The sequence below is a fragment of the Microbacterium sp. 16-032 genome (assembly GCF_041079455.1).
Lineage (GTDB): Bacteria > Actinomycetota > Actinomycetes > Actinomycetales > Microbacteriaceae > Microbacterium > Microbacterium testaceum_A.
In genome coordinates, this window is record NZ_JBFYGQ010000006.1 from 167626 (window position 1) to 192765 (window position 25140).

At 70.3% G+C, this 25140-nt stretch carries 25 protein-coding genes and 1 tRNA gene; 13 read left to right on the forward strand and 13 right to left on the reverse strand.

Going from position 1 to position 25140, the window contains the following annotated elements:
- Position 1: 1 nt before the first annotated feature.
- Positions 2 to 463, reverse strand: coding sequence for a GNAT family N-acetyltransferase (locus tag AB6V31_RS14465; protein ID WP_369366463.1), 462 nt, complete (start codon positions 461 to 463; stop codon positions 2 to 4).
- 81 nt (positions 464 to 544) lie between these two features.
- On the opposite strand from AB6V31_RS14465, the gene AB6V31_RS14470 reads away from it, so the two are divergent.
- On the forward strand, positions 545 to 835 hold the full coding sequence (locus AB6V31_RS14470; RefSeq protein ID WP_074695368.1) for a DUF4287 domain-containing protein: 291 nt from the start codon (positions 545 to 547) through the stop codon (positions 833 to 835).
- On the opposite strand, the gene AB6V31_RS14475 is transcribed toward AB6V31_RS14470, so the two are convergent.
- Complete coding sequence (locus tag AB6V31_RS14475; protein ID WP_369366465.1) at positions 832 to 1443, reverse strand: MerR family transcriptional regulator; 612 nt, start codon at positions 1441 to 1443, stop codon at positions 832 to 834. The genes AB6V31_RS14470 and AB6V31_RS14475 overlap by 4 nt on opposite strands.
- A gap of 70 nt (positions 1444 to 1513) precedes the next feature.
- Here AB6V31_RS14475 and AB6V31_RS14480 point away from each other — a divergent pair, with 70 nt between their 5' ends.
- Complete coding sequence (locus AB6V31_RS14480; protein WP_369366467.1) at positions 1514 to 2026, forward strand: DUF4188 domain-containing protein; 513 nt, start codon at positions 1514 to 1516, stop codon at positions 2024 to 2026.
- Between the two features lie 4 nt (positions 2027 to 2030).
- Entirely contained in the window at positions 2031 to 2915 is an 885-nt protein-coding gene (locus AB6V31_RS14485) for a sulfurtransferase (RefSeq protein WP_369366468.1), read from the forward strand.
- Here AB6V31_RS14485 and AB6V31_RS14490 read toward each other — a convergent pair.
- Together AB6V31_RS14490 and AB6V31_RS14495 are read right to left on the reverse strand one after the other, a co-directional pair.
- Positions 2896 to 4218, reverse strand: a complete 1323-nt coding sequence (locus AB6V31_RS14490; protein WP_369366470.1) for a flavin monoamine oxidase family protein — start codon at positions 4216 to 4218, stop codon at positions 2896 to 2898. The genes AB6V31_RS14485 and AB6V31_RS14490 overlap by 20 nt on opposite strands.
- 117 nt (positions 4219 to 4335) lie before the next feature.
- Positions 4336 to 5790: an amino acid permease gene (locus AB6V31_RS14495; protein WP_369366472.1), complete on the reverse strand. Its 1455-nt coding sequence runs from the start codon at positions 5788 to 5790 to the stop codon at positions 4336 to 4338.
- A gap of 127 nt (positions 5791 to 5917) precedes the next feature.
- Between AB6V31_RS14495 and AB6V31_RS14500 the strand changes: the two genes are divergently transcribed.
- A complete protein-coding gene (locus AB6V31_RS14500) occupies positions 5918 to 7120 on the forward strand; it encodes a PLP-dependent aspartate aminotransferase family protein (RefSeq protein ID WP_056224059.1) in 1203 nt (400 codons plus the stop codon).
- Positions 7121 to 7127: 7 nt separating this feature from the next.
- On the opposite strand, the gene AB6V31_RS14505 is transcribed toward AB6V31_RS14500, so the two are convergent.
- On the reverse strand, positions 7128 to 7937 hold the full coding sequence (locus AB6V31_RS14505) for a Cof-type HAD-IIB family hydrolase (protein ID WP_369366474.1): 810 nt from the start codon (positions 7935 to 7937) through the stop codon (positions 7128 to 7130).
- An 82-nt stretch (positions 7938 to 8019) separates the two neighbouring features.
- Between AB6V31_RS14505 and AB6V31_RS14510 the strand changes: the two genes are divergently transcribed.
- On the forward strand, positions 8020 to 8505 hold the full coding sequence (locus AB6V31_RS14510) for a GNAT family N-acetyltransferase (RefSeq protein WP_074695357.1): 486 nt from the start codon (positions 8020 to 8022) through the stop codon (positions 8503 to 8505).
- Positions 8506 to 8535: 30 nt separating this feature from the next.
- On the opposite strand, the gene AB6V31_RS14515 is transcribed toward AB6V31_RS14510, so the two are convergent.
- Positions 8536 to 9924, reverse strand: a complete 1389-nt coding sequence (locus AB6V31_RS14515; protein WP_369366475.1) for a DUF222 domain-containing protein — start codon at positions 9922 to 9924, stop codon at positions 8536 to 8538.
- A 317-nt stretch (positions 9925 to 10241) separates the two neighbouring features.
- Between AB6V31_RS14515 and AB6V31_RS14520 the strand changes: the two genes are divergently transcribed.
- Positions 10242 to 10862 (forward strand): histidine phosphatase family protein, encoded by a 621-nt coding sequence (locus tag AB6V31_RS14520; protein WP_369366477.1) that lies wholly within the window; start codon positions 10242 to 10244, stop codon positions 10860 to 10862.
- 43 nt (positions 10863 to 10905) lie between these two features.
- On the opposite strand, the gene AB6V31_RS14525 is transcribed toward AB6V31_RS14520, so the two are convergent.
- Positions 10906 to 11535 carry a TetR family transcriptional regulator gene (locus AB6V31_RS14525; protein WP_369366478.1) on the reverse strand — a complete coding sequence of 210 codons (630 nt, stop codon included), beginning with the start codon at positions 11533 to 11535 and terminating at the stop codon, positions 10906 to 10908.
- Positions 11536 to 11989: 454 nt separating this feature from the next.
- On the reverse strand, positions 11990 to 16438 hold the full coding sequence (locus AB6V31_RS14530) for a metallophosphoesterase (protein ID WP_369366480.1): 4449 nt from the start codon (positions 16436 to 16438) through the stop codon (positions 11990 to 11992).
- Between the two features lie 168 nt (positions 16439 to 16606).
- Between AB6V31_RS14530 and AB6V31_RS14535 the strand changes: the two genes are divergently transcribed.
- The gene (locus AB6V31_RS14535) at positions 16607 to 17038 is read left to right on the forward strand and encodes a MarR family winged helix-turn-helix transcriptional regulator (protein WP_056224067.1); all 432 of its coding nucleotides are present in this window, start codon (positions 16607 to 16609) and stop codon (positions 17036 to 17038) included.
- A 13-nt stretch (positions 17039 to 17051) separates the two neighbouring features.
- Here the strand turns inward: AB6V31_RS14535 and AB6V31_RS14540 are convergent, their stop codons facing one another.
- A complete protein-coding gene (locus AB6V31_RS14540) occupies positions 17052 to 18548 on the reverse strand; it encodes an L-serine ammonia-lyase, iron-sulfur-dependent, subunit alpha (RefSeq protein ID WP_369366482.1) in 1497 nt (498 codons plus the stop codon).
- Positions 18549 to 18699: 151 nt separating this feature from the next.
- On the opposite strand from AB6V31_RS14540, the gene AB6V31_RS14545 reads away from it, so the two are divergent.
- Positions 18700 to 18772: transfer RNA gene (locus AB6V31_RS14545), tRNA-Arg, on the forward strand.
- A gap of 125 nt (positions 18773 to 18897) precedes the next feature.
- Here the strand turns inward: AB6V31_RS14545 and AB6V31_RS14550 are convergent.
- Both AB6V31_RS14550 and AB6V31_RS14555 read right to left on the reverse strand, forming a co-directional pair.
- On the reverse strand, positions 18898 to 19530 hold the full coding sequence (locus tag AB6V31_RS14550) for a hypothetical protein (RefSeq protein WP_056224071.1): 633 nt from the start codon (positions 19528 to 19530) through the stop codon (positions 18898 to 18900).
- 43 nt (positions 19531 to 19573) lie between these two features.
- Positions 19574 to 20002, reverse strand: coding sequence for a YdeI/OmpD-associated family protein (locus AB6V31_RS14555; protein WP_369366485.1), 429 nt, complete (start codon positions 20000 to 20002; stop codon positions 19574 to 19576).
- Between the two features lie 252 nt (positions 20003 to 20254).
- Here AB6V31_RS14555 and AB6V31_RS14560 point away from each other — a divergent pair, with 252 nt between their 5' ends.
- Genes AB6V31_RS14560 through AB6V31_RS14580 form a run of 5 tightly spaced genes read left to right on the forward strand, consistent with a single transcriptional unit; the run spans position 20255 to position 22730 of the window.
- Positions 20255 to 20665: a DUF4383 domain-containing protein gene (locus AB6V31_RS14560; RefSeq protein WP_056224073.1), complete on the forward strand. Its 411-nt coding sequence runs from the start codon at positions 20255 to 20257 to the stop codon at positions 20663 to 20665.
- A 2-nt stretch (positions 20666 to 20667) separates the two neighbouring features.
- Entirely contained in the window at positions 20668 to 20808 is a 141-nt protein-coding gene (locus AB6V31_RS14565; protein ID WP_369366486.1) for a hypothetical protein, read from the forward strand.
- A complete protein-coding gene (locus AB6V31_RS14570) occupies positions 20802 to 21197 on the forward strand; it encodes a hypothetical protein (protein ID WP_369366488.1) in 396 nt (131 codons plus the stop codon). Before AB6V31_RS14565 ends, AB6V31_RS14570 begins: the two co-directional genes overlap by 7 nt.
- Before the next feature lie 46 nt (positions 21198 to 21243).
- Complete coding sequence (locus AB6V31_RS14575) at positions 21244 to 22176, forward strand: oxygenase MpaB family protein (RefSeq protein WP_369366489.1); 933 nt, start codon at positions 21244 to 21246, stop codon at positions 22174 to 22176.
- Entirely contained in the window at positions 22173 to 22730 is a 558-nt protein-coding gene (locus AB6V31_RS14580; protein WP_056224077.1) for a DUF1992 domain-containing protein, read from the forward strand. The genes AB6V31_RS14575 and AB6V31_RS14580 overlap by 4 nt, the downstream gene beginning before the upstream one ends.
- Before the next feature lie 24 nt (positions 22731 to 22754).
- Here AB6V31_RS14580 and AB6V31_RS14585 read toward each other — a convergent pair whose 3' ends face one another.
- Entirely contained in the window at positions 22755 to 23588 is an 834-nt protein-coding gene (locus AB6V31_RS14585) for a CoA ester lyase (protein WP_369366491.1), read from the reverse strand.
- Entirely contained in the window at positions 23585 to 25039 is a 1455-nt protein-coding gene (locus tag AB6V31_RS14590) for a cation:dicarboxylase symporter family transporter (RefSeq protein WP_369366492.1), read from the reverse strand. The genes AB6V31_RS14585 and AB6V31_RS14590 overlap by 4 nt, the downstream gene beginning before the upstream one ends.
- Between the last annotated feature and the right edge of the window lie 101 nt (positions 25040 to 25140).

Below are 25140 nucleotides of genomic sequence, written 5' to 3' on the forward strand. Positions count from 1 at the left end.
GTCAGCGCTCGCCGGCGAGGTGGGTGCGCCGCATCGGCACGTGGGGGATCCCGTCCTCGGCGAAGGGGGCTCCCGACACGACGAAGCCGAACCGTCCGTACCAGGAGGCGAGGTGCGCCTGAGCGTCGAGCAGGATCGGGATGCCGGGAGCGTCGGCATCCAGAAGATCGATCGCCGCCCGCATGAGGTCGGCGGCGATGCCGCGCCCTCGAGCCGCGGGAGCGGTGGCGACCCGGCCGATGCGCGTGTTCCCCGCCTCCCGGAGAACGCGGAGCGTCGCGAGGATCTCGTCGCCGTCGGCGGCCCAGAACAGCTCGGCGCCGGGCTCGATGTCGCGGCCGTCGATCTCGGGGTAAGCGGCCTCCTGCTCGACCACGAACACGGCCACTCGCATCCACAGGATGCGGTACAGCGTGAGCGGGGCGATGTCGGCGACAGCGGAACGATGCACGGTGACGACCATCCCTCGACCGTACAACGGCCGGCGAGGCCGATCCGCGCTCTCGCCTGGACCCCTGTCGGAGGTGCGCGCTAGCCTGCGGCCATGTCTTTCCAGGCGTATCTCGACAACATCGAGACCAAGACGGGTCTCACCCCGCGGCAGTTCGTCGCCCTCGCCGCCGAACGCGGTTTCGGTCCGGGCACGAAGGCGACCCCGATCCTCGAATGGTTGAAGGACGACTACGACCTCGGGCGCGGCCACGGCATGGCCCTCGTGCACGTGATCACGAAGGGCCCGCAGATCGGCGACACGCACGTCGGCCGCAGCGGGCCGCACGGCGACAAGAGCGACACCCTCTGGCTCGACGGCGCGGCGTCGAATCCAAACCCCTAGCCTTCCGCCGAGAAGCGTCTCGACGCCGCGATCTGCTCGCCGACCCGCCGCAGGGCCAGAATGAGCGGCTCGACGAGTGCGGTGCCGAGCACGACGTAGCGCACCGCGTCGTCCATCGACGTCTCGGGTGTCGCGGCGAGCTCCGCCTCGCCGATCGCGGCGAGATGCGTGACGTAGCTGTCCATCACCGACGGCGGCACGGTGAACCCGGCGCGATCGAGTGTCGCGAGGGCCTGGGCGACGGCACGGAGCTGGTCGGGAAAACAGTCGACGGGCGATCCGCCCATGCGCTCGAGCAGCGCGGTCGCCGCGGTCACGTCGAGGTCGCCGTCGACCACCGGGGTCACGGCGGCATTGGCGGCGCCGAGCAGGTCGTAGGGGTTCTCGGGCGGCTCTTCGAGCACGCCGATCACCTTGCGCACCCCCGCGATCCCGACGCCCGCGTCGACGAGCGCGCGGATGACGCCGAGGCGCTGCACGTGCGAGGCTCCGTAGCTCGCCTGCGTCGGCGAGGTGCGCTCGCCCTCGGGCAGCAGTCGCTCGCGCAGGTAGTACTTGATGGTGGCGACGGGTACTCCGCTGGTCGCCGACAGTTCCGAGATCCGCACCGCTCGCCCCTTGACTCGATAGCAAGACTATCCAACACTGGATAGTGACACTATCGAGTGAGGACGAGCCATGGCATCCATCAATCCGGGACGAATGACCCACCGCTACGACGGCGAGCTCGTCGTCTTCCACATCGGCATGACGGTCAACAAGTGGTGGCGACCCGACCAGTGGATGCCGCTGATGGGCGACATGCCCAGGATGCTGCGCGAGCTGAGCACCGACCCCGACTCCGGGCTCCTCGGTTTCACGATGCTGCTCGGCTCCCGGGGTCCCTACCTCGTGCAGTACTGGTCGTCGCTCGACAAGCTCTACGCCTACGCCTCGGCGCCGGCCCAGGAGCACCGGCCCGCCTGGACGCGTTTCAACCAGCGGGCGCGGAAGACCCCCGGCGCGGTCGGCATCTGGCACGAGACGCACGTGGTCGAGCGCGCCGAGACCATCTACGTCGCAACCCCGCCGATGGGTCTGCCGCGGGCGACCGAGATCGTGCCCGTCGCCTCGCGACACGACCGGGCACGGGCACGCGTGGCCGACGGTCGCACGGGTGGTGCCGCCGCACCCGCCGGAGCGACAGACTGAGGGCATGGCCTCGATCCTCACCACCGCCGAAGAACTGCACGACGCCCTGTCCGCGGGCCGCTACGCCGACGGCGGTCCCGTCCGGGTGCTCGACGTGCGCTGGCGACTGGACCGCCCCGACGGGCGGCCCGACTACCGCGCCGGGCACCTCCCGGGCGCACAGTACGTCGACCTCGACCACGACCTGGCCACCCACGGCGCGCCGACCGAGGGCCGGCATCCGCTCCCCTCCCTCGAGTCGTTCGAGCGAACCGCCCGCCGGTGGGGCGTCGACGAGGGCGACACGGTCGTCGTCTACGACGACCTGAAGAACATGTCGAGCGCCCGCGCCTGGTGGCTGCTGCGCGCGGCCGGGGTCGCCGACGTGCGCCTGCTCGACGGGGCGCTGACGGCGTGGACCGAGGCCGGCTTCGCGCTCGAGGAGGGGGATGCCGCGACTCCCGCCCCCGGCTCGATCTCGCTGGCCTACGGCGCGATGCCCACCCTCGCACTCGACGAGGTGGCCGCGTTCGCCGAGGACGGCCTCCTGCTCGACGCGCGGGCGGGCGAGCGCTATCGCGGCGAGGTGGAACCCATCGACCCGCGCGCGGGCCACGTGCCCGGAGCGGTGAGCGCCCCGACCACCGAGAACGTCGGCGGCGACGGCCGCTTCCGCTCCCCCGACGACCTGCGTTCGCGGTTCCAAATGCTGGGGGCCGACGACGGCATGAGCGTCGGCGTCTACTGCGGGTCGGGCGTGACGGCGGCGCACCAGGCGGTCGCCCTGACGCTCGCGGGCTTCGAGCCGCGGGTCTTCGCCGGGTCGTGGAGCCAGTGGTCGAACCACCCCGAGCTGCCCGTGGCGACGGGGCCGGAGCCGCGCTGCGGAATCACGCCCACAGGTCGCTGACGGGGATCTCGCGAGCGAGAACGTTCTGCGCCGCCCGGTGCCCCGAGAGCAGTGCACCGGGGACGGTGGCGGGGTCGTCACCCCACGTCGCTTCTCCGGCGAGATGCAGCACCCCGTCGACCGGGGTGGCGAGATCGTCGTGGTCGGCGCCGACCGAACCGGGGAGCATGTACGCGTACGACCCCCGTGAGAACGGGTCGTCCTGCCAACGCGTGACGATCGCGCTCGTCGGATCGGGCACACCGTCGCCGTAGAGGCGGCGCAGCTGGACCATGGTCGACGCGATGATCCGCTCGTCGCTCCACTCGCGCGTCGCCACCGCGGCGGGACCCGCGGCGAACGTGAGTAGGGCGGGCTCGTCGTGAAGCCGCCCGAGGTCGTACCAGGAGTGCCACCACTCCCCCTCGTCGCCGAGCTGACGGATGCCGTAGACCCCGGCATCCCAGAATCGCTCGGCGAAGCGCAGCACCACCTTCTCGAAGGCGTTCATCCGGAGCAGCCCGAGCGCCCGGCGATGCGGCTGCGGGAGAGGGGGCTCGATCACCAGGCCTCCGGCGTGCAAGACGCCGACGGGGACCGTGACCACGGCCTCCCTCGCCACGAACGTCCCGCGGTCCGTGTCGACCACGACGCCGGCGGCCGAACGCTCGACGCGCGAGACGACGTGACCGAGACGGACGTCGAGACCCACCGCGAGGTTCGTCGCGAGCTCGTCGTAGCCCCGGGGGAAGACGACCTCGTCGCCGTCGACGGTGTCATCGTCGAGACCGTGGGCACCGAGCTCGGCCATGCCGATGCCGTACTGCTCCTGAGCGCGGCGGTCGTTGTACTCCCGCACACGCTCCTTACGCTCGGCATCCCAGTCCTGTAGAGCGAGAGCACGCTCGACGACGTCCGCGTAGGTCGCGTCCGGCTCGGCGTCGCCGATGACGCGCGTGAGCGTCGCGTTGAGCGCGCGGATGTCTGCGGCGTATCCCGCCACCGCGTCGGAATCGAGGCGCCGCCCCCGGGCGTCGAAGTACGTCAACGGGCGGGAGTCGGGCTGATACCCGCCGACGGTGAACTCCACCATCGGCATGCCGAAGGCTCGCGCCGCGGCCGCGACGGGGCTGTCGGTGATGCCGTGGATCCACGATGCGCCGCGGTCGGTGACGTGGCCGCCGGAGCGATCGGTGAACACGCGCCCACCCACCCGGTCCCGCGCCTCGAGCACGACGACCCGGTGCCCGCCCCGCACGAGGAGACGAGCGGCGGCGAGCCCCGAGATCCCCGCCCCGACGACCAGAGTGTCGACGGTTTCCATGGGCCCTCCCGCGTGCTCGATGTTCCGGCGACGCTACTGCGGGCGGCGAGCTCTCGGCATCCGCCACTCTGGCGTGCGAGCGGCGGCGGGCTGGACGCGGTGTACACACCGCACGGTTCAGGCGACCGGCGCCTCTTCATCGCGGCGCTCGGGAACCGTACCCTTACGGCCGTAGCGCAGCCAGAAGAACAGGTAGCAGAGCCCCACGAACGGGATGCCGAAGTACAGGGCGGCGACCTGGTTCGGGTCGAACGCGATCGCCACGATCGACGCGGTCAACAGCACGAAGGCGAGGATCGGCACGAGCGGGTACATCGGCGTGCGGTAGGCGAGGGTCGAGAGGTCTCCTCCCTCGCGCAAGAACTGGCGCCGGTGGAAGAACTGCGCAGCGACGATCGCCATCCACACCGCCACCGCCGCGAAGCCGGCGATCGACACGAGCACGATGTACACCGTCTCGGCGGCGACGACGCTGGTGATCAGCGAGACGAGGCCGATCGCGAGGCTCACCAACAGCGCCACCATGGGGATGCCGCGGCGAGTGAGCTTCGTGAAGGCGCGCGGCGCGTACCCCTCTTCAGCGAGGGAGAAGAGCATGCGCGCGCAGGAGTACAGCCCGCTGTTGCCCACCGAGAGCAGGGCCGTGATGACGACGAAGTTCATGATGTCGGCGGCGTAGGGCACCCCGACGATGTCGAAGACCTCGACGAAGGGGCTCTCGCTGACGCCGGCCCTGTCGTACGGCAGGAGCGCGGCGATCACGACGATCGAGCCGACGAAGAGCACGAGCAGACGCAGCACCGTCGAGCGCAGCGCGCGGGGGATATTGCGGGCGGGGTCCTTCGTCTCACCGGCGGCGACACCGACGATCTCCGCACCGCTGAAGGCGTAGAACACGGCGAGCGAGGTGATGAGCACTCCGCCGAGACCCGCGGGCAGAAGCCCCTCGGGCGTGACGAAGTTGCTCAGCAGCACCGCCTCGTGCGGCTCGGACGAGAGCGGGGTGAAGCCGAAGATCGCCATGCCGCCCAGCACGATAAGGGCGACGATCGCGAGCACCTTGATGAGGGCGAACCAGAACTCGGTCTCACCGAACACGCGGGCCGAGATGGCGTTGAGGGTGAACAGCACCGCGGCGAAGACCACGCACCACACCCACACGTCGACGTTCGGGAACCACCTCTGCATGAGGATCCCGGATGCCGTGAACTCCGACCCCAGCGCGACGACCCAGCACAGCCAGTACAGCCACGCCGTGGCGAAGCCCGTCGCCGGCCCCATGGTGCGCGCGGCGTAGATGTGGATCGAGCCCGAGACGGGGTAGGTCACCGCGAGCTCGCCGAGGCACACCATCACGAGCCACACGACGAAAGCGCCGAGCAGGTACGCGAGCACGGCCCCGAGCGGACCCGCCTGGGCGATCGTGTAACCCGAGCTCAGGAAGAGACCCGACCCGATGACGCCGCCGAGGGCGATCATCACGAGGTGGCGCGCGTCCATCGCGCGGCGGAGCTGCCTCTTCGGCTCGCCCGACTCGGCGCGGTCGACGGCGGGACCCGAGGGTCGGTTCATGAGGGTTCTCGCATTCGTCCTCGAGGGCCGCGCGTTCGGGCGACCGCACGTCAGAGTAGTTGATGACCGCTGGCTACGCTGAATGGAGCGCACCGAGTCCAGTCGGTGCCGGAGGAAGGACGGCGAGATGGCAGAGCGCCCCGACCGCACCGACAGCGACACGCTCGCCGAGGCGAGCCTCGCCGTCCACGGCGGCAAGCAGCTCGACAGCACTCGCGCTCTGCGCACGCCGCTGGTCATGTCGAACTCCTACGAGCTCCCCGAAGACCCGAGCGAGATCAGCTGGTCGGCCACCGCGCCCGGGCTCTACACCCGCAACACCGGCGTCAACCAGCTCGCCCTCGAGCGCAAGCTCGCCGCCCTCGAGGGCGGAGAAGAGGCCGTCGCCCTCGCCTCCGGGGTCGCCGCCCTCCACGCGGTGTTCTTCACGCACGTGCGCGCGGGCGACCACGTCGTGGTGAGCGACGTCGTCTACGAGGCCACCTGGCGGCTCTGGAGCGAGCTGCTCCCCCGCCGCTATGGCATCCATGCCACCTTCGTCGACATCTCGGATCCGGATGCCGTCCGCGCGGCGATGCGGCCCGAGACGAAGCTCGTGTGCGTCGAGGCGATCGCGAACCCGACCACCAAGGTCACGGACGTCGCCGCGATCGCGGACATCGCGCACGCGGCCGGAGCGCTGCTGATGGTGGACTCCACCTTCACCCCGCCTCCGTTCTACCGACCGCTCGCCGACGGTGCCGATCTGGTCGTGCACTCGCTGACGAAGTACATCAACGGTCACGGCGATGCGATGGGCGGGGCGGTGATCGGGCGGTCGGAGCTGATCGAGCCGATCAAGGCCGACGCGATGGTCGACGTCGGCGGCGTCATCTCGCCCTTCAACGCCTGGATGATCGAACGTGGATCCGTGACGCTCCCCCTGCGCCTGCGCCAGCACCTGTCATCGGCGGAGCGGATCGCCGCGTTCCTCGAGGCCGACCCCCGGGTGGCGTTCGTCGCCTACCCGGGCCTGCCCTCGCACCCGGGCCATGAGACCGCGCGACGCCAGTTCGGCGGGCGGGGATACGGCGGCATGATGGCGTTCGCCGTCGACGGCGGACCCGACGCGCAGAACCGCATGGTCGGTCAGCTCCGCCTCGTCACCTCGGGGTTCTCTCTCGGTCACGACGACAGCCTCATCGTGCACACCGCCGCGGACGGACCGCGGACGGTGACGTATCCGGAAGAGTTCCGACGCTACGGGCACCTGCGGTTGTCGGTGGGTCTGGAGGATCCCGACGACCTGATCGCCGATCTCGCGGCGGCGCTGGACGCGTCGGGCGTCTGAGCTCGCCCTACGACTCGGGGAACAGTTCGCGGATCGTCGTGACGACGCCGTGGTCGAGATTCGAGGGGGCGCGGTAGCGCGCGCGAGCGACGACCTCGGGGTGGGCCTCGCGCATCGCGTACGACCAGTCGGCGGCATCCAGCATCTCGAGGTCGTTGAGGTAGTCGCCGAAGGCGGCCGTCTGCGCGGGCACGACGTCGAGCGCCTCTTGCAGCCGCGCGAGGGCCGCGCCCTTGTCGACGTGAAGGTTCATGATGTCGACCCAGTGACGCCCCGACACCACGACACGGTGTGTTTCGGCGATCTCGTCGAGCGCGCGACCGACGCTGTGCTCGGCGACGGCGAAGTCGTAGATCGCGATCTTCAGGACGTCGTCGTCGACCTCGAGGATGTCGTCGACCGCCTTGAGCGCCGCGTAGTACGTGTCGGCCTCGGCGCGGAAGGCGTCGTCGGTGCGCTCGATGTAGGCCGAACGCTTTCCGCACAGCACGACCCCCAGGTCGTATCCCCGCTCACCGAGATCGCGGAGGTGACGGACGACCCGCTCGACGACCTCGCGATCGATCGCGTCGGACGAGACCTCGACGCCCGCGCGGACGACGTACGCGCCGTTCTCGGCGATGAAGGTCATCTCGCCCGCGGCTTCGCCGAACGATCGCTGCAGCGTGGCGAGCTGCCGACCCGAGGCGGGGACGAAGGCCACTCCGCGCTCCGCCAGCCGGGGCAGAAGGCTCCAGAGCGGGTCGGGGATGTTGCCCTCGCCGTCGAGGAGGGTGCCGTCCATGTCGACGGCGATGAGGCGGATGTCGTGAGGCACCGCCCCATCCTCCCAGGCGGGCGGCGGCTCGCGAATCGGTGGGCCAGCGGGGAACCGCTGAAATGACTGGTTGACTCGGCACATGGACCTCGAACCCTGTCGTCCCCGCGATATCGGAGCGCTGACGGCGTTCCTCGAGGCGGTCGATCTCACCCTGAGCGGCCTCGACGCCCCGGAAGTGCGGTTGTGGGTCGAACGCGATCAGGCGGGAGCGGTGATCGGCAGCACCGGGTACGAGCTGAGCGGCGACGGGCGACACGCTCTCATCCGCAGCGTGGCCGTCCGTCCCGAGACGCGCTCGCGGGGCCTCGGCGGCGCTCTGGCTCGCTTCGCTCTTGCGCGCGCAGCCGACGAAGGCGCTTCGCGCGCGTGGTTGTTCAGCCGCCGCTCTGGTCCGTTCTGGCAGGGCCTGGGGTTCGCCCCCGCCGATCGGGACGAGCTGGCCGCTGCCCTCCCGGACACGTACCAGGTGCAGTTGTTCCGACGAACGGGACAGCTCTCCCGCGAAATTGCGTGGACGCGCGCGCTGACCCGGGAGGACACGGGCGAGCGCACAGCCCCAATGTGACTCAGGCGTGAGGCCCGGGTTCGCAGACACTCAGAACGGGGCCGCCTCGTCGTCGGGTGGCGACGGATCGTCAGGCAGGAAGCGCACGGCGGGAGCGTAGGGCAGCGGCTCGTCCGCGTAGACACGACCGGACGGAGACGTCCATTCCAGGATGCCGCCGGCTCTCTGCCTCACCTTCCACCGGGTGAACTGCTTCTGCGAGTGGTGCCGCTGGCACAGGTGGGCGAGATTGTCGACGCGAGTCGTTCCACCCAAGGCCCAGTCGACCGTGTGATCGACCTCGCACCGGACGGCGGGGACAGCGCACCCGGGCCACCGGCAACGCCGGTCGCGGGCGCGGAGGTGCCGGTCGATGGCGGAGGACCGCTGATACGTGTCGGTGAACAGCACGGCCCCCGTGACGGGATGGGTGACCACGCGATCCCAGGGGATGGTCGTGGATTCCGCGATGCCACGAGCGGTCTCGGCGTCGATGGGACCGTGCCCGACGAGTTCCGCAGGGTCGAGGTTCTCGTCGCCGGGCCGCAGCATCGTCAGTGCGGGCACGACGACCTGCACGCGAGCACGGATCTCCCCGAGCACGCCGGGACCGTCCCCGGAGCGGGTCGGATCGGCGACGGGAGCCGCCGCCAGAAGAAGGTCGGCCAGGATGTCGGCGCGCAACTGGTCGGTCGTGCGTTCGTCGACGGCGGATGCCGTCGCTCCCTGGCCCTGAACAGGTTCGGCGGTCGTGCGGTCCACCTGCGGGTCCGGGCCGCCGACCGTCCGCGCGTCGATCACCGCGCGGCTCTGCAGCGTCAGCCGGTCGTAGATGCCCACCGCGAGCACGGTGGGAAGAGTCGCGATGAGGTCGGACATGCCGTCCACGCCCGGCACGACCCGGACGCACCGCGTCTCGCGGCCCCGCTGGTGCCTCTCGGTCAGCGTCGTCGGGTTCAGCTTCTCGGCGAGCGCGGCCAACCGCGAACGCAGCCGCCCCGGGCTGAGCTGGGCGGCCAGCCCCACGGCGAGGGTGTCGAACTCCGGACGCCGTTCCTCGGGCAGGGCGGCCCCGGCATCCAGCACGATCCGCACGTGGGCTCGAGTGAGAGCGCCCGCCTCCCAGGCGTCGACGACAGCGGGGTAGTCGTCGACGAGTTGCAGCGCCCGACCGATGTGCGTCTGCACGGTGCGGTCGGAGAGGCGCGCCACCGCGGCCACCTCGGACGCGATCTCTCGCATCGCCATATCGGACGCGCGCACGGACGACCTGTGCTCGGTGGCGCGCGTCAGGCCGTACTGGCCGAGAGCGGCGTAGGCCCGCGTGCGCCGGGCCTCGGCCGCGGCGAGCGCGGCATCGGCGGCGAGGGCCTCGGCCACCAGCGCCTCGCGCACGCTCGACCCCGCGGAATCGGCGGGAGAGGAGATCCGCGAGGACATGTGTGCATGCTAGCGACGACCTCCGACATCCACGGGTCGTCGGGCGGGCCGCGGGGGAGAGATCGCGAAACGCAGAGAGTGGGGAGAAGCCCCCTTCGCCACTCGTAACCTATGAAAGAGAAAAGAACGCCCCGACCCCTCTTCCGCTCCGTTATCTCACCGTTATAGAGTGCAAGCACGGTAGTTGTTTTGCTGTGGCAGCTACCGACATGTGATTGCAGGACACTCTGGTGCAGGAAAGGGCCGGTCGGGATTTCCCGACCGGCCCTTCGTCCGTTTCGGAATGCGAAACTACGGCGACGCGGGAGGATGAGACGGTGAAAGACGAAGTGTTGACCGAACCCGACGGGCGCATCGTGCTCGTGAGGCACGGCGAGACCGAATGGAGTCGGACCGGCAAGCACACCGGGCTCACCGACATCCCCCTGACCGAGACCGGTGCGTACAAGGCCGAGCTCGCCGGGACTCTTCTCGCCACGCGTCGATACGACCTCGTGCTCACCAGCCCCCTCCAGCGGGCGATCGAAACCGCCGAGCGCGCGGGCTACGGCGACGCGCAGCACGAGCCGCGCCTGGTCGAGTGGGACTACGGCGCCTACGAGGGCCTGACGACCCCCGAGATCATCGAGCAACTCGGCCGCCCGTGGACGATCTGGCAGGCCGGAGCCCCCGCGGGGGCCACCCCCGGAGAGACCGTTGAGCAGGTCACCGAGCGCGCACAGTCCCTGCTCGCCGAGCTCCGGCCCCGCGTGCGCGCCGGTCAGCAGGTTCTGCTCTTCTCGCACTCCCACTTCCTCCGCGCTCTCGCGGGCACCTGGCTCGGTCTCACGGCGGCGGGCGGGCGATACTTCATCCTGGGCACTTCGGCCGTCAGCGAGCTCGGCTTCGAGCACGGCTCCGAGGTCATCACGCAGTGGAATCACGTGCGCGGACGCTGAGCCGCCCCATCCCTCGCTCATCGCGCGACGACGTGATGCGGAATCAGTGCGGAAGAGGCACGAACTCCTGCGCGGCGGCTCGCTGCACCTCGTCCTCGGCGTCGAGGAATCCGAACGAGCGCAGCAGGGGCACCCAGAGCGATGTAAGACGCGACGCCAGCGCGGCGTCGTCGACGTCCCCGGTCTCGTAGACGCCGAAGGTCGCCCCCAGGAGCAGCTCGGGGGCGAACGAGGGGACCTCGGCGACCCCGTGCGCGCGGGCGGCGGCGTCGAGTTCGGCGGCGATGATGCCGTACCAATCGAAGCCGTCGGGCACCTCGACCCCCTGTTTGCGCAGTTCATGGAGGAGCCGCGTGGCGCCGGCCGCGACCGGGCACGAACGGGCGTCCAACGACGCCGCCAACAGCAGCGCAGCGAGACGCTCGAGCCCGTGGGGCTGCGGCAATCCCCCCTCGATCTCGCGCCACCGCGCCTGCTGCGACTCGATCACCGCGACGGCCAGCGCCGTCTTGGAGGCGAACTGGTGGTACCCGATGGCGGACTTGGGGCGGCCCATCGCCTCGGCCACGCGCGCGAACGACGCGCCCTCGTAGCCGCGGATCGCGAACTGCTCGCCGGCCGCCTCGATGATCGCGCGCCGCGCCTCGGCCATGCCCTGCTGACGTCGGTTCACCTGCCCCACCCCTCATTCGCACCAGCGAGGCGGCGAGGTCGCCACCCGCGGTGTGTCCACCAGACGATCGTAGGGCGATGCCGCGCCTCCGAGTGCGGGGAACGGCCCTCCGGAGGGGGATCCGCGCAGTCCCCAGATCTCTCTGCGGTGACGCGGAGATCCCTCGGAGAATCGATCACGAAAATATAACGGCGAGCCCTTCCCCTCCGTTACCTCACCGTTATAGAGTGCTCGCACGGTAGTTGTTTTGCTGTGGCAGCTACCGACATGTGATTGCAGGACACTCTTGGTGCAGGGACAAGGGCCGGTCGGAAGCCTCTCCGACCGGCCCTTACTCTCGCCCTCGATCAGCCCCCTTCTCTCTCGAACGGATGCCGGCACCCGACGCCCGCGCGCATCCGCCGCCACCATCGCCGACGGCGCCCACCCCGAGGGGCAGGCGCCGTCGTGGTGGTCAGGTCCGGCGCGGTCGTCGTCGAATAGCGAGCAGGGTCGCGCCGACCGCGAGCAGCAGCGCCGCTCCCACCGCCCACGGCACCAGCACGGCGGCATCCGCCCCCGTCACCGCGAGAGGCGCGCGCCCCGGTCGATTCCCTCCCTCTGCCCCGTCCGCGGTCGAACCGTCACCGGTTCCCGCACCCGGGCGGTCCGGCGAACCCGCACCCGGCTGTCCGGGCGAACCCGGCCCCGGGGCACCCGGCGCACCCGGATCCCCCGGCCCGACGGAGACCGCGCGCACGGTGAAGAGCGCGACGCGCGAGGAGTCCACGGCGCCGAACGGATCCGTCGATCGCACGTACCATCCCCGCTCCCCCTCCTCGGTCAGCGTCCAGGTCGCCGACAGCACGCTTCCGCTGTCGACATCCGAGAACGAGGCGATCTGGTTCGTGCCGAGCACCTCGGCCGAGAACGCGTCCGTGCCGAGCGTGCGCTCACGCGGCTGGATGCCGAGCTGGTCGTACGTCAGCTCGAACTCCTGCTGCGCGTACGGGTCGTTGGCCGGACCGAGCAGGCTCGGCTCGTCGGAGTTGTACTGGTCGAGCGACGGCGAATAGGTGCGCACCATCATGCGCTCGCCCGCGTTGTCGAAGTGCATCAGGCGCAGGAACCCGAGCCCTCCCTCGGGCAGGCCCTGGTAGTCGAACAGCATCGAATACACGGTGCGTTCGTCGACGCCGTCTCCATCGTCGTCGAAGGCATCCGTCCGGAGGAAGGCGTCGTGATAATGCCCCGACATCACCATCCGCACGTTCGGATTGGGAGCCACCACCTCGTCGAGCACCCGCTGCGGGATGGCCCCCAGTCCTCCCGTGGTGAGGATGAACTCGTGCTGAGCCACGATCGCGACGCGATCGGGGTAGCGCTTCAAGACGTCGTTCATCCACGCGATCGACGCATCGTCCGGTAGCCACCCGGTGTACAGCATGAGGAAGTCGATGCCGCCCGCCGACACGAGGTCGTAGTGGCCGCGATTGTTCTCGTAACTGCCGCCGTACCAGGGGCTGGCGGCGAAACGGTCCTCTCCGAAGTACCGGCCGTAGTTCGTGTAGTCGCCCACGTCATGGCCGACGTCGTGATTGCCGGCGAGCACCCCGTACGGCAGACCCGCCGCGTCGAGGCGGTCGTACTGCACCGCCGCCCGGTCCCACTGCGGGATGACGTCGTAGTCGTCCACGATGTCGCCGGTGTGGAACACGTACTGCAGGTTCAGTTCTTCTCGACGGTCGAGGAAGTAGGAGTGGATGGCCTCCTGGTGCTTGTAGGGGTTCCCCGCCATCTCGTTCTCGTTGTAGTACTGCGTGTCAGACTCCCACCCGAGGGTGAAGTCATAGTCCGAACGCGGCACGTCGGAGGCATTGTGCGGGGCCACCGCGGTGTCGCGCGTGCTCTGATCGGGTGCCGCGAAACCCTCGGAGTGCTGGACGAGCATGCGCACGACACCGTCGACCCCGTACTCGTCGATCGGAACGACTCCGTCGAGCTCGAAGGCCTCGTCGGCGTTCCGGGTGACGTGTCGGTCGACTTCATCCCAGCCCGAACCGTCGCGACGCTGCACCGACAGCACGACCGTCGCCCCGGCGTTCGCTCGTCCCGACCACGTCGATCGCACGTCGGCGCCCGCGTCCGCGGCATCCACTCCCACCTCGAAGAGCTGGTACGGGAACGCCTCGGTGCTCGAGACGTCGTCGCTCAGACCGTCGACGGCGGCGAAGGTCTCGACCTGAGCGCGCGACAGCGTCTGCGGCTCCGAGCGATCGACCGAGGCGGCGTCGGCCACCGTGCCCGATCGCACCGCCACATCGCCGTCGGCCAGATCGAGTCGGCGACCTTCGAGGAAGGCGACGTCGAGCGCGTCCCCCTGCGGGTCCTCGACCTTCGCCTGCAGGGTGACCTCGCCGGCCGCGACCTCGGCGCCGTCGGCGGGGGTGAGCAGCCCCGCGGCCGGCTGCTCCGCGTAGGTTTCGAAGACGGCCGACCAGGTGGTGGTGTTGCCGACCCCGTCGGTCGCGACGATCTCGAGCCGGTGGTCGCCGGCCTCGAGGTCGAGCGACGACGTCTTCAGGGGAAGGGTGATCCCGCGGCCGTCGAGTCGAGCGACGGTCGAGGCGACCCCCGACCCGGCGTCGACGATCTGCGCATCGATGTCGATCGGGCCGCGGTAGGCGGTGCCGTCGACGATGCGCGAGGTCACCACGGGCGCGGTGTTGTCGATGCGCACGGTGCGCGTGACCGTCTCGTCGCCGTCGGTGGCCGAGACGACCGCGTCGCCGTCAGCGCGGGAGGTGGTGTCCCAGGCGTGCGACACCGCCGAGTACGCGTCGTCGGGGATCGCGAAGCGTGCGTCGAAGAAGTCGAGCTTCCCGGCGCTGTCGCCCATCCTGAGCACCGCGGCCGGGTCGTCGTAACCCGCCGGGGTCAGGGTGCGACCGTCGGGGAGCACGAGACGCAGCCCCCGGATCTCGAAGTCGTCGTTGTTCTCGTCGGGGTCGATCTCGGGGGCCTTCTTCGTTCCGGCCCAGACGCTCACGGTGAGGTCGTCGGCCTCCGACAGGTAGCTCAGCGGCACGGGGGTCGAGATGGTCTCCCACCCTTCGGTGCCCTTGTCGAAGATCGTCAGCACGTCGTCCGCGATGCGCACGCCGTTCTTGAAGTAGTAGTTGACGTTCGTCGCCTCGAAGACGAAGGTGGGTCGCCCCTCGAGGCTGGGTGCCGTCGCGACCGTCGCCCCGTCGATGCTCAGACTCAGCGGACTCGGATACGCGTTCCCGGATGCCACGATCTCGGTCGTGCCGCTGACGAAGCGACCGTCGTCCACATTGAGGCGCACGGGGTCGTCGGAGGTGCCGGCGACGTCGACGCGGCGCTCCGTCGAAGTCTGGGCGTTCGTGCCGTCGGTCGCCGTGACCGTGTAGGCGTACCAGTGCTTTCCGGTGAGGTCGACGGCCTTCACCGTGTGCCGGAAGACTCCGTCGCCCGCGTCGGTGAGGTTGACCCGCAACGCGGTGGTGTCGACGTCGTTGCGCAGTTCGAGCGTCGCCGTGCGGACCTCGTGGTCGTCGCTGATGGCGAGGTCGATGACGAAGTCGTCGCCGGGGGCGATCTGCGCCGCCGTTCGATCGGTGATCGTGGGCGCCGTCGTGTCGACGGGGGTGGCGACGGGGTTCGAACCCACCTGGTCGGGCTGGACGGTACCGGGGGTGGCCGGGGCCAGATCGACGAGGCGCTGTCGCGTCGCGTCGTCGGTCGCCGCGTAGCGGATCCCCTTGTCGGCCTGGGTGTCGTCGCGCCCGTCGAGGTTGTAGAAGGCGGCGCTGACCGGGTGGCCGGTGTTGGTGGACACCTGGATGCCGCGAGGACTGCTGTTCGCCATTCCCGCCGACGAGATCTCGACCAAGGACCGCCCGGCGACCAGGTCGGTGCCGAACTGGCGGTTGAAGTCGGCCGCTGTCAAGGCGTCGCTCGCGCCGTTCTTGATCCAGAACACGAGGGACCCGCGCCCCGGGATGACGACGTCGGAGGGAACGGCCGGCCACCGGCTGACCGTGCCCTCGACCGGGTAGAGGTAGTCGATCGCGTAGTCGGAGAAGTCGATGGGGGCGTCGGTGGCGTTGAAGACCTCGATGAACTCGTAGCCATCGGATCCGCCCACGTTCGCGGAGTCGGGAAGCAACTCGGCCACCTGCAGGGGCGCCCCCGCGGGCGGCGTCTCGCCGGGCGCGGTCGGCTCGGGGCTCGGCTCGGGCGACGGATCACCCCCGGGACGTGTGACGGCCTCGGGCAGCACGGTTCCGGGCGAGGGTGCTGCGTTCACCGCGAGCACGTCCATCCGCTGCGCGGCAGAGTCCGACGGCAGCCGGAAGTGCGCGGCGAGGTCGACGCCGAACGCCCCGGTCGGGGCGTGCGACCATGACGAGAGCTCGCCGTGGTCGAGGACGCGTATCCCGCGGTTGCCCCCGTTCGCGAGCCCGGCTTGACCGGTGAGACGGGCCACCTGCACGCCCTCGTCGACGCCGTGACGCGCGCGGAACTCTTCGACCGTCCGGGCTGAGGTGTCGACCGCGCCCGAGGTGTAGCTCACCCACAGCAACGCCGTCTCACCCTTCGCGAGCGTGAGCGGCTCGGCGGTGAGGGCGACGTCGCGCGAGCGGTCGGCCGAATCGGCGTACGAGTACGCGAAGGAGATCCCGGATGCCGCCAGGTCGACGGGCGCGTTCGAGACGTTGTGGATCTCGACGTATTCGAAGTCATCGGCACCGGTGTTGTCGGCGAGGATCTCGGTGACCACGATCTCGGCCGGTCCGGGCGCGGCGTGCGCGGCCGGGACGGAGAGGATCGGGACCATGCCGGCGACGAGCATCGTCGCCAGCGTTGCGGAAAGGAAACGGGTACGCGGAGAACGCATGGCGGAGCCACCTTCGTCTGGGGGGACGCTCCGACCATAGGAAGCTCACCGTCCGCTCACATGAACGGCGACGGGAACGAAGATGACCGGCAGGTGACTCGTCCGTCCACCCGCGTGTGCTAACCGCGCGCGGGGCGCGAGGGACGCTGTCGGCCCTACGCTGAACCTATGACCGATCGCCGTCTCGCCGTGCAGGCCTGGGAGAGCCTTTTCCGCGCCCAGCACGAGGTCTTCGAAGACATCCGGTCGGATTTCGACAGCACCGAGCTGACCCAGGCGGAGTACGACGTGCTGCTCACCGTCACGCGCGCCCCGCGCATGACGGCACGCCTGCGCGATGTCACGGGCAACATGCTCATCAGCCAGCCGAGCGTGTCGCGCCTGGTCGAGCGCATGGTGTCACGGGGCCTGCTGACCAAATGCGCCGACCCCGAAGACGGCCGCGGCTCCCTCGTCACGGCCACCGAGAACGGCGCCGTGACGTTCCGCCGTATCGCCGCCGCGCACGGCCGGTCGATCGCCGAGCGCATGGCCCGGCTCGACGACGACGAACTCGCTCAGCTGCACTCCCTCACCGCGAAGCTGCGCGCGCAGGACTGATCGTCGGGTGCCCTCAGCACTCGATGACGTTCACCGCGAGACCGCCCTCGCTGGTCTCCTTGTACTTCGTCGACATGTCGATCCCCGTCTGACGCATCGTCTCGACGACGGCATCCAACGAGACGTAGTGGGACCCGTCGCCGCGCAGAGCGAGTCGGGCAGCCGTCACCGCGGTCGATGCCGCGATCGCGTTCCGCTCGATGCAGGGGATCTGCACGAGCCCACCGACGGGGTCGCACGTGAGACCGAGGTGATGTTCCATGGCGATCTCGGCGGCGTTCTCGATCTGCCGATTGGTCCCGCCCATGACCGCGGTCAGGCCGCCCGCCGCCATCGCGCACGCGGACCCGACCTCTGCCTGGCAGCCGCCCTCGGCGCCGGATATCGACGCATTCGCTTTGAAGAGCGAGCCGAGAGCCGTCGCGGTGAGGAGGAACCGGCGGATGCCGCGTCGACGGTTCGCCTCGGCCACGTCGCCGTCGCCCCACTCCGCGACCTCGCCGCGCGTCACCGCGTGACCGTCGTAGCCGAGCAGGGCGCTTCCGACGAGCTCGCCGTAGGGCGTGACGGCGTTGCCGGCTCCGAGACCCGAGTCAGCCAGGAAGCGCCACCAGTACATGGCGACCGCGGGGAGGATCCCCGCGGCACCGTTCGTGGGGGCGGTGACGACACGACCGCCGGCGGCATTCTCCTCGTTGACGGCGAGCGCGAACGCCCCGAGCCACTCCCCCGGGAGCTCGCGGTGCCCCTCGGCTTCGATGGCGTCCAGCTGCCCTCGGATGACCGCGGCCCGTCGCTTCACCTTCAGGATGCCGGGCAGCACGCCGTCGTTCTCGAGTCCGGCGTTCACGCACGCCGCCATGGCATCCCAGATGCGATCCAAGCCCGCCGCGATCTCTTCGTCGGAGCGCAGGGCCGCCTCGTTCAGCCGTGCGGCCTCGGCGATCGTGATGCCGCGCTCGTCGCACAGCTCGATCAGGGTCGCCGCGTCATCGAAGTCGAGAGGAACCGGCGCCGCCGCCACGCGCGCGGGCTCTCCTTCTCGCCGGATGAATCCCCCGCCGATCGAATAGAACGTGTCCTCCGCGATCACGGACCCCTCGCCGTCGCGCGCGACGAGCGTCATCGCGTTCGGGTGGCCGGGCAGGCGCGTGCGCGGCTCGAGCGCGATGTCGGCCTTCGCGAACGGGATCTCGTGTCGACCCGCGAGAGCGAGGCTCCGCCCCTCGGGCCAGTCGGACCACGCCCGCCGCACGGCATCCGGATCCACGGTCTCGGGGTCGAGGCCCTGCAGGCCCGCCACGACCGCGTCGGGGGTGCCGTGGCCGATGCCGGTCGCTCCGAGGGAGCCGTACAGGGCGCACGAAACGGATGCCACCCGCTCGAGGACACCGTCATCCTCGAGTCGCGCGACGAACTGGAGGGCGGCCTTCATGGGGCCGACGGTGTGGGAGCTCGAGGGTCCGATCCCGATGGAGAACAGCTCGAACGCGGAGGTGTATGCGCTCATCCCGCCAGCGTACGTCCCCACCCCGACTCGACACCCTCCCGTCACCGACGCGCCACGCCCGGGATGCACGCCGTTCCGAGCCGATTAGACGTCTCCCATCGTCCCGGCTATGCTGGACCACGGCCTGCGCGCCGTTTCGCGCGGAGGCCCTGCGCCCGTAGCTCAATGGATAGAGCATCTGACTACGGATCAGAAGGTTAGGGGTTCGAGTCCCTTCGGGCGCACACTGTGTTGAGACAGTAAGAAAAGCCCCGGCGTGAGGAAACTCCGCCGGGGCTTTTTCTCTGCCCGGATGCCGATGATCCCAGCCGCAACCGGCTCAGAAGACGATCCACGCGATAGTCGAGGATCAGCGCGCGGCGGACTTCTTCTTCTTGCCGCTCTTGCCCGCGTCCGGTGCGTCGCTCGGCGCCTCCGCTTCGTCGGCGGCGGCCCGTTCCTTCGCCCGCCGCTTCGCCTGTGAGGCGAGGCGGGCCAGATCGACCATGCGCAGGGCGTCCATCCGCGCCTTGCGCATCTGGGCGTACTCGGGATCGGCATCCGCCGTCATTCCCTCGACGTCGAGTCGTTGGCTGAGGTTCGCCTCGACATCGCCCCACGCGGCGATCCGCGCATCGCCGACCAGCACCTTGACCCGTTCGGGGTCGTCGGCGAGCGCGCGCAGTTCCTTCGCGACGCCGCGGGACTGCTTCGCGCGACGGCGGAGGTTGCGCGTGTCGCGGTCACGGTAGTCGTGGGTGCCGGACGAATCCGAGAACCGCCCCCACGCGCGTTTACGCTGGTGGGTCACGCGCTCGGCGGCCTGGTCCTGCTCGTCGGCGAGGGAGCGCAGCGTCTCGCGCGCCAGCTCGGCGAAGACCTCGCCATCGAACTGACCACCGCGGGCGATCGTGTCGACGAGTATGCGGTTGCGCACGGCGAGCCGCGCCGCGGCTGTCGCGATCGACAGTCCCTCGGCGATGGCCTCTTTCGTGCGCCCCACGTGACCTCCCCGTCCAGGCTATCGCCCGGGAAGCGTCAATCGCTCAGGACAGCTTCGCGACGATCGCGTCGATACGGCGCGAGCGGGTGTCGGCCGCCTTCGCCGCCTCGACATTGGTCACGTGCGCCTTCCGCGCGCTCGGCGAAAGCGCGTCGAAGGCGTCGCGCGCACCGGCCGCAGCGAGCGCTGCGGCAAGGTCCTCGGGCACCTCGACCGAGCGGGGCTCGGTGTCGAGGGTGAGGTCGACGGATACGGCATCCCCTCCGGACAGACCGGTGCTCGCCCGCTTGTCGGACGAGAAGGGGATCAGCGACGTGCCGCCCATCGAACCGATCGTGCTGCGGTAGGTGAAGCCGTTCACCTGGACGACCACCGCGGCGCGCTTTCCACCCCCGAGGGCGTCGAGCACCTCGGCGGGAACCTCGATCCCGGTGTTGTTGCCCATCTGCGACAGCGTCGTTTCGAAATGCATGGCGAGAGTGTGGCAGATGCGGAGCTACGTGAACAGCACGGGAAATGCAATCCCCTCGGTCCGGTCGACGCCGATCCCTATCGTCGGATCTGTTGCGGAGGGCCTCGGAGAGTACTCGGGGGCCTTCTGTCGTTTCCGGACGCATACCGGAGAAACACCGGCGGGCGCAAAGCCCAATCCGAATCGAGCATTGTCTCCGAAGATGTGGTGAAGCGACCGGACGGTCGCTGCCAACAATCTGGGAGGTTCATCATGAGCTCGTCACCCAACCGTCTCGTGGCCACCGTCTTCGGCGCTGTCTACCTTCTGGTCGGTTTGCTCGGCTTCGCCGTTACCGGCGGTGTCGGTTTCATCGCCACGCAGGGCGGTCTGCTCCTCGGCATCTTCGAGGTCAACCCGCTCCACAACATCGCTCACCTTCTGATCGGTGCCGCGCTCCTCGTCTCGGGTCTCGCCAACGCACGCGCCGCCAAGGGCGTCAACACGACCGTCGGAGCCGTCTACCTGCTCCTCGGCATCGTGGGCTTCTTCCTCGTCGGCACGGGGGCCAACATCCTCGCGCTGAACACGCCCGACCACTTCCTGCACCTCGCCAGCGCCGTCGTGCTGCTGGGTGTCGGTCTCGGCACCGAGCGCAACGTCCCCCGCACCGCGGCGGTCTGACGATGACCGCCGCGACCTTCGTGCGGTCGTGGCCCTCCGTATCCGCCTGGGGGGCCGGCCTCACCACCGCCGCCCTCGGCGCGGGTGCGATCATCCGTCCCGATTCCGGGGCCGTCGCGAGCGGCCTCGGGATCGGATGGTGATCCTCGGCCTCGCCTCACTCGCGTGGGGCGCGGCTGCCCTGTCCACGGGACGACTCGTCGTTCCGCGGACGGTCCTCGCGGGAGCGCTCGGCGCCCTCGCCCTCACGGCGGCCCTGATGTTCGCCGCGCCCGCTCACACGAGCATCGTCGGCGTCGCCGCGGCATCCCTGCTGCTCGTCGTCGTGGGCGCCTCGGCGGCCCTGCACGTGCGCCGCACCGCCCGGGATTCGCGCGCGCCGCGCACCGCTCAGCCGATGAGCGTCGTCGGCCTGCTGGTGGCGGCCGCCGTCATCGCCGTCGTGGTCACCCCCGCTCTCGGAGCGACGCAGAACGCCGTCCTCCTCCGCGACGACGGAACGGTCCCCGTCATCTCGCACGAGGGACACTGATCCCGCCAGCGGAGCCCGCCCGCTCAGACGGTGGCACGCTGGAAGGGTGACGATCGACGCTTCGAGACCCGTGCCCGGCTGGATCCAGTCGCTGCGCGGGAAGATCCTCGTCGCCCTGGCGGGAGACCCCACCGGCATGGCGCCCTACGTGCGCGCCATCGCCGACGGCGACGACACCGGATACTTCGTCGAGAACGGCCCCGCGTGGACCGTGCACGCCGGAATGGGGACCCTGGTCGCCGGCATCCGGGCCCTGCTCCTGCAGGCACTGCACCCCGGCGCCCTGGCGGGCGTGCACGACTGGTCGCGGTATCGCGAGGATCCGATCGGCCGTCTCACCGGAACCGTCCGGTGGGTCATCACCCTGACGTACGGATCGAAGACCCAGGCGGATGCCGAAACCGCGCGCGTCGGCCGATTCCACAAACGCGTGAAGGGCGAGTACCGGGCCGGGGACGGTTCGGAACGCGCCTACACCGCTGAGGCGGCGGATCTGGTGCGATGGGTGCACCTCGCCTTCACCGACGCGTTCCTGGCGGGGCACGAGGTGTCGCGCTTGCCCATCCCCGGCGGGCCCGACGCGTACGTCGCCGACTGGGCGACGGCCGGCCGCCTCATGCGGGTCGTGGACCCGCCCCTGACCCGTGCCGCCCTGCGCGCCGAGATCGACGGCTTCGCCGACCGTGGCGAGTTGCGCGGCGACGAGCGCGTCGCCGACGTCGTGCGCTTTCTGCGCAAGCCGCCGTTCCGCGGCCTCATGGGCCTGTCGTACCGCGTGCTGTTCGCCGCGGCGGTGGCGACCATCCCCCGCCGGTATCGGAAGATGCTCGGGGTGCGGCGCTGGCCCCTCCCCGTCCTGACGCTCACGCGCGTCATCTTGCGCGTCACCGAACGGGCTCTCGGATCCGGCCCCCGCGCCCAGGACATGGCGCGGCAGCGACTGGCGCGGTTGGAGCGTGAGGGGCGGGAGGCGGCGTGAGCGACGACGCCCGTCAGGCCGCCGAGCGCTACCGCCTGGACCGACAGCTCCGCGACGCCGGCCTCGAGCCGGAACCCGCCGAGCACGAGGGTCCCGCGCGGGGCTCGACCGCCGCGGAGCGCGCCGCTTTCGTCGAGACCTCGATCCAGCAGGCCATCCGACGCGGCGAGTTCGACAACCTTCCGGGCGCGGGCAAGCCTCTCCCCGATCTGGGCGGCTCCCACGACCCGGACTGGTGGATCCGACGCAAGATCGAGACCGAACAGCTGACCGGCCTGGGCCCACCCGCTCTGACCCTGCGGGTCGAGCACGCCGAGATGGCCGAGCGGCTGGATGCCATCGCACACGAACCCGAGGTGCGCGAGGCCGTCGAAGACTTCAACCGCCGCGTGATCGAAGCGCGGCGGCAGCTCCAGGGCGGCCCGCCCGTCGTGACCCCGACGGTCGACGTGGATGCCCAGGTGGAGGCGTGGATCGAGCGGCGGAGGGCACGTCTGGAAGCGGCCGCGGTGGCCGCGCCGGCGCGGCGTCGGCGGTGGTTCCGGCGGGGCTGACCGCGGGAGCGTCCCGTATGTCCGTCAGAGAGCCGCGAGCGCCTCGGCGCGCTCGATGAGCGCCCGCGCCCGCGCCAATGTGGGGGCGTACGACCCGTCGACCGGCCCCTCGGGCGTCGTGGAGAGCAGCGCCCGGGCGGCTTCGACGTCGGCGGGAGCGGGGGTGAAACCCGCGTGAGCGCCGGGGACGGCGGCATCCCGAAGAGCGAGCGTGCCGGTGAACCCCATCGCGACCGCGTGCACCGCGGCATCCTTCGCCTGCTCGATCGGCCCGCACGGGCCGTCGATCGGCCCGGCGATCCCCGCCGCGGCCGACGCCACCACGAGCTGCGCCCGCGGCCACGACAACGCGATGCGGTCGGCCGCCATGCCCGTATCGCGCCGGAAGTCGCCGGTCCCGAAGGCCAGGCGACGAGTCGCGGGGTGGGCGGCGATGGCGGGCGCGGCCAGGAGCGCCGCGGCCGACTCGACCATCGCGACGATCGAGGTGCCGGAGGGGAGGGATGCCGCGACATGGGCCACGTCGTCGGGACCGGCGCACATGGCCAGCACGACACCGGCGAGGCGATCGTCGAGCTCTCGGCCGAGGGCGAGGTCGGCCTCTCCGTCGCGGGTTCCCGCGGCGCTGATACGCATCCAGACCGGCTCCTCGGCTGCCGCGCGGCGCACCCGCTCGCGGCCCTCGTCCTTCCGACCTGCGGGGAGCCCGTCCTCGAGATCGAGCACGAGCACGTCGGCCGCGGTCTCGAGCCCGCCCGCCAGCGGCGAGCGCAGCATCCAGGTGCGCGCGAGGTCGACACGCGCCGGGGCGGGGGCGGCCGAAGCCGCCCCCGCCGAGGTGTGGTGCGTCAGAGTCACGAGCGACCCCGTGCCGCGGCCTCCGCCTCGGCCTGAGCGCGGAAGGCGTCGAGCGACTGCGTGTCGACGGTGGCCGCGGGGCCCGCGCCGACCTGGGCGGACGCCTGCTCCTTGGCATCCGCCGCGGGAGTGGCCGAGTGGTCGTGTCCGGTGAGGATCGTCTCGTCGAACGGGATGTTGCCGGCGAGCACCTCGCGGACGCGCTGTCCGTCGTACTCCTTCGTCCAGACGCCGATGAGCATCGTGGCCACCGCGTTGCCCGTGAAGTTGGTGACGGCGCGGGCCTCGGACATGAAGCGGTCAATGCCGACGATGACGCCGACACCGTCGACCAGGTCGGGGCGGTAGGCCGACAGACCACCGGCGAGGGTGGCGAGACCGGCACCGGTGACACCGGCGGCGCCCTTCGACGCGATGATCATGAAGATCATGAGGCCGATCTGCTCACCGATCGACATGGGCGAACCCATCGCGGTGGCGATGAAGAGCGAGGCCATCGTCAGGTAGATCGCGGTGCCGTCGAGGTTGAACGAGTAGCCCGTCGGGACCGTGATGCCCACGACCGGCTTCGAGACACCCAGGTGCTCCATCTTGGCGATGAGGCGGGGAAGAGCGGCCTCGGACGACGAGGTGCCGACGATCAGCAGGTACTCGCGGCCCAGGTACTTCATCAGCGTGAAGATGTTGACGCGCGTCACGACATACAGGAGCGTGCCCAGCACCACCGCGATGAAGAGGAAGCACGTGAGGTAGAAGGCGCCCATCAGGATGCCGAGGCTGATCACGGCCTGGAAACCGGTCTTGCCGACGACCGCGGCGATGGCACCGAAGGCACCGATCGGCGCGAGCCAGAGGATCATGCCGAGGATGCGGAAGACGAGCACCTGGAAGTTGCGAATGCCCTCGACCATGCGCGCCCCGCGCTCGCCCATGCCCTGCAGGGCGAAGCCCACGAGAAGGGCGATGAACAGCACCTGGAGGATGCTGCCGCCGGTGAACGCCGAGAAGAACGTCGTGGGGATGATGCCCAGGATGAACTCCTGGGTCGAGGTCGCCTCGGCGGCGGGTGCGTCGTACTGAGCGCCGGCGATGTTCAGACCCTCGCCCGGGTGGATGATGTTGCCGACGACGAGGCCGATGATCAGGGCGAACGACGACATGACCAGGAAGTAGACCATCGCCAGCCCACCGATCTTGCCGACCGTGGAGGCCTTCGCGATCGAGCCGATGCCCACGACGATCGTGCAGAAGATGACCGGGGCGATCATCATCTTGATGAGGCTGACGAAGCCCTTCCCGATCGGCTCGAGGGCCGTGGCGAACTGCGGGGCGACGAGGCCCACGATGACACCGGCGACGACCGCGACGATGACGGAGATGTAGAGCCAGTGATTGCGGTCGATCTTCTTGCGAGGCCGGCCGTCGCGTGTGGTGCGGAGTGAGAGTGCCATGAGCGACTTCCCCTTTTCTAACGCCTTCGTTGAGTCCGGCGGGGGCGCCGGTTGATGTCATGACTTTGATCGACGCGGGACGTGCGGGCGATTTGTGGTCG

Excerpts from the sequence above, each read along its gene's own strand:
- AB6V31_RS14465 (WP_369366463.1), bottom strand. The coding sequence starts at position 463 with ATGGTCGTCACCGTGCATCGTTCCGCTGTCGCCGACATCGCCCCGCTC.
- AB6V31_RS14470 (WP_074695368.1), top strand. The coding sequence starts at position 545 with ATGTCTTTCCAGGCGTATCTCGACAACATCGAGACCAAGACGGGTCTC.
- AB6V31_RS14480 (WP_369366467.1), top strand. The coding sequence starts at position 1,514 with ATGGCATCCATCAATCCGGGACGAATGACCCACCGCTACGACGGCGAG.
- AB6V31_RS14485 (WP_369366468.1), top strand. The coding sequence starts at position 2,031 with ATGGCCTCGATCCTCACCACCGCCGAAGAACTGCACGACGCCCTGTCC.
- AB6V31_RS14490 (WP_369366470.1), bottom strand. The coding sequence starts at position 4,218 with ATGGAAACCGTCGACACTCTGGTCGTCGGGGCGGGGATCTCGGGGCTC.
- AB6V31_RS14495 (WP_369366472.1), bottom strand. The coding sequence starts at position 5,790 with ATGAACCGACCCTCGGGTCCCGCCGTCGACCGCGCCGAGTCGGGCGAG.
- AB6V31_RS14500 (WP_056224059.1), top strand. The coding sequence starts at position 5,918 with ATGGCAGAGCGCCCCGACCGCACCGACAGCGACACGCTCGCCGAGGCG.
- AB6V31_RS14510 (WP_074695357.1), top strand. The coding sequence starts at position 8,020 with ATGGACCTCGAACCCTGTCGTCCCCGCGATATCGGAGCGCTGACGGCG.
- AB6V31_RS14515 (WP_369366475.1), bottom strand. The coding sequence starts at position 9,924 with ATGTCCTCGCGGATCTCCTCTCCCGCCGATTCCGCGGGGTCGAGCGTG.
- AB6V31_RS14530 (WP_369366480.1), bottom strand. The coding sequence starts at position 16,438 with ATGCGTTCTCCGCGTACCCGTTTCCTTTCCGCAACGCTGGCGACGATG.
- AB6V31_RS14535 (WP_056224067.1), top strand. The coding sequence starts at position 16,607 with ATGACCGATCGCCGTCTCGCCGTGCAGGCCTGGGAGAGCCTTTTCCGC.
- AB6V31_RS14540 (WP_369366482.1), bottom strand. The coding sequence starts at position 18,548 with ATGAGCGCATACACCTCCGCGTTCGAGCTGTTCTCCATCGGGATCGGA.
- AB6V31_RS14555 (WP_369366485.1), bottom strand. The coding sequence starts at position 20,002 with ATGCATTTCGAAACGACGCTGTCGCAGATGGGCAACAACACCGGGATC.
- AB6V31_RS14560 (WP_056224073.1), top strand. The coding sequence starts at position 20,255 with ATGAGCTCGTCACCCAACCGTCTCGTGGCCACCGTCTTCGGCGCTGTC.
- AB6V31_RS14565 (WP_369366486.1), top strand. The coding sequence starts at position 20,668 with ATGACCGCCGCGACCTTCGTGCGGTCGTGGCCCTCCGTATCCGCCTGG.
- AB6V31_RS14570 (WP_369366488.1), top strand. The coding sequence starts at position 20,802 with ATGGTGATCCTCGGCCTCGCCTCACTCGCGTGGGGCGCGGCTGCCCTG.
- AB6V31_RS14590 (WP_369366492.1), bottom strand. The coding sequence starts at position 25,039 with ATGGCACTCTCACTCCGCACCACACGCGACGGCCGGCCTCGCAAGAAG.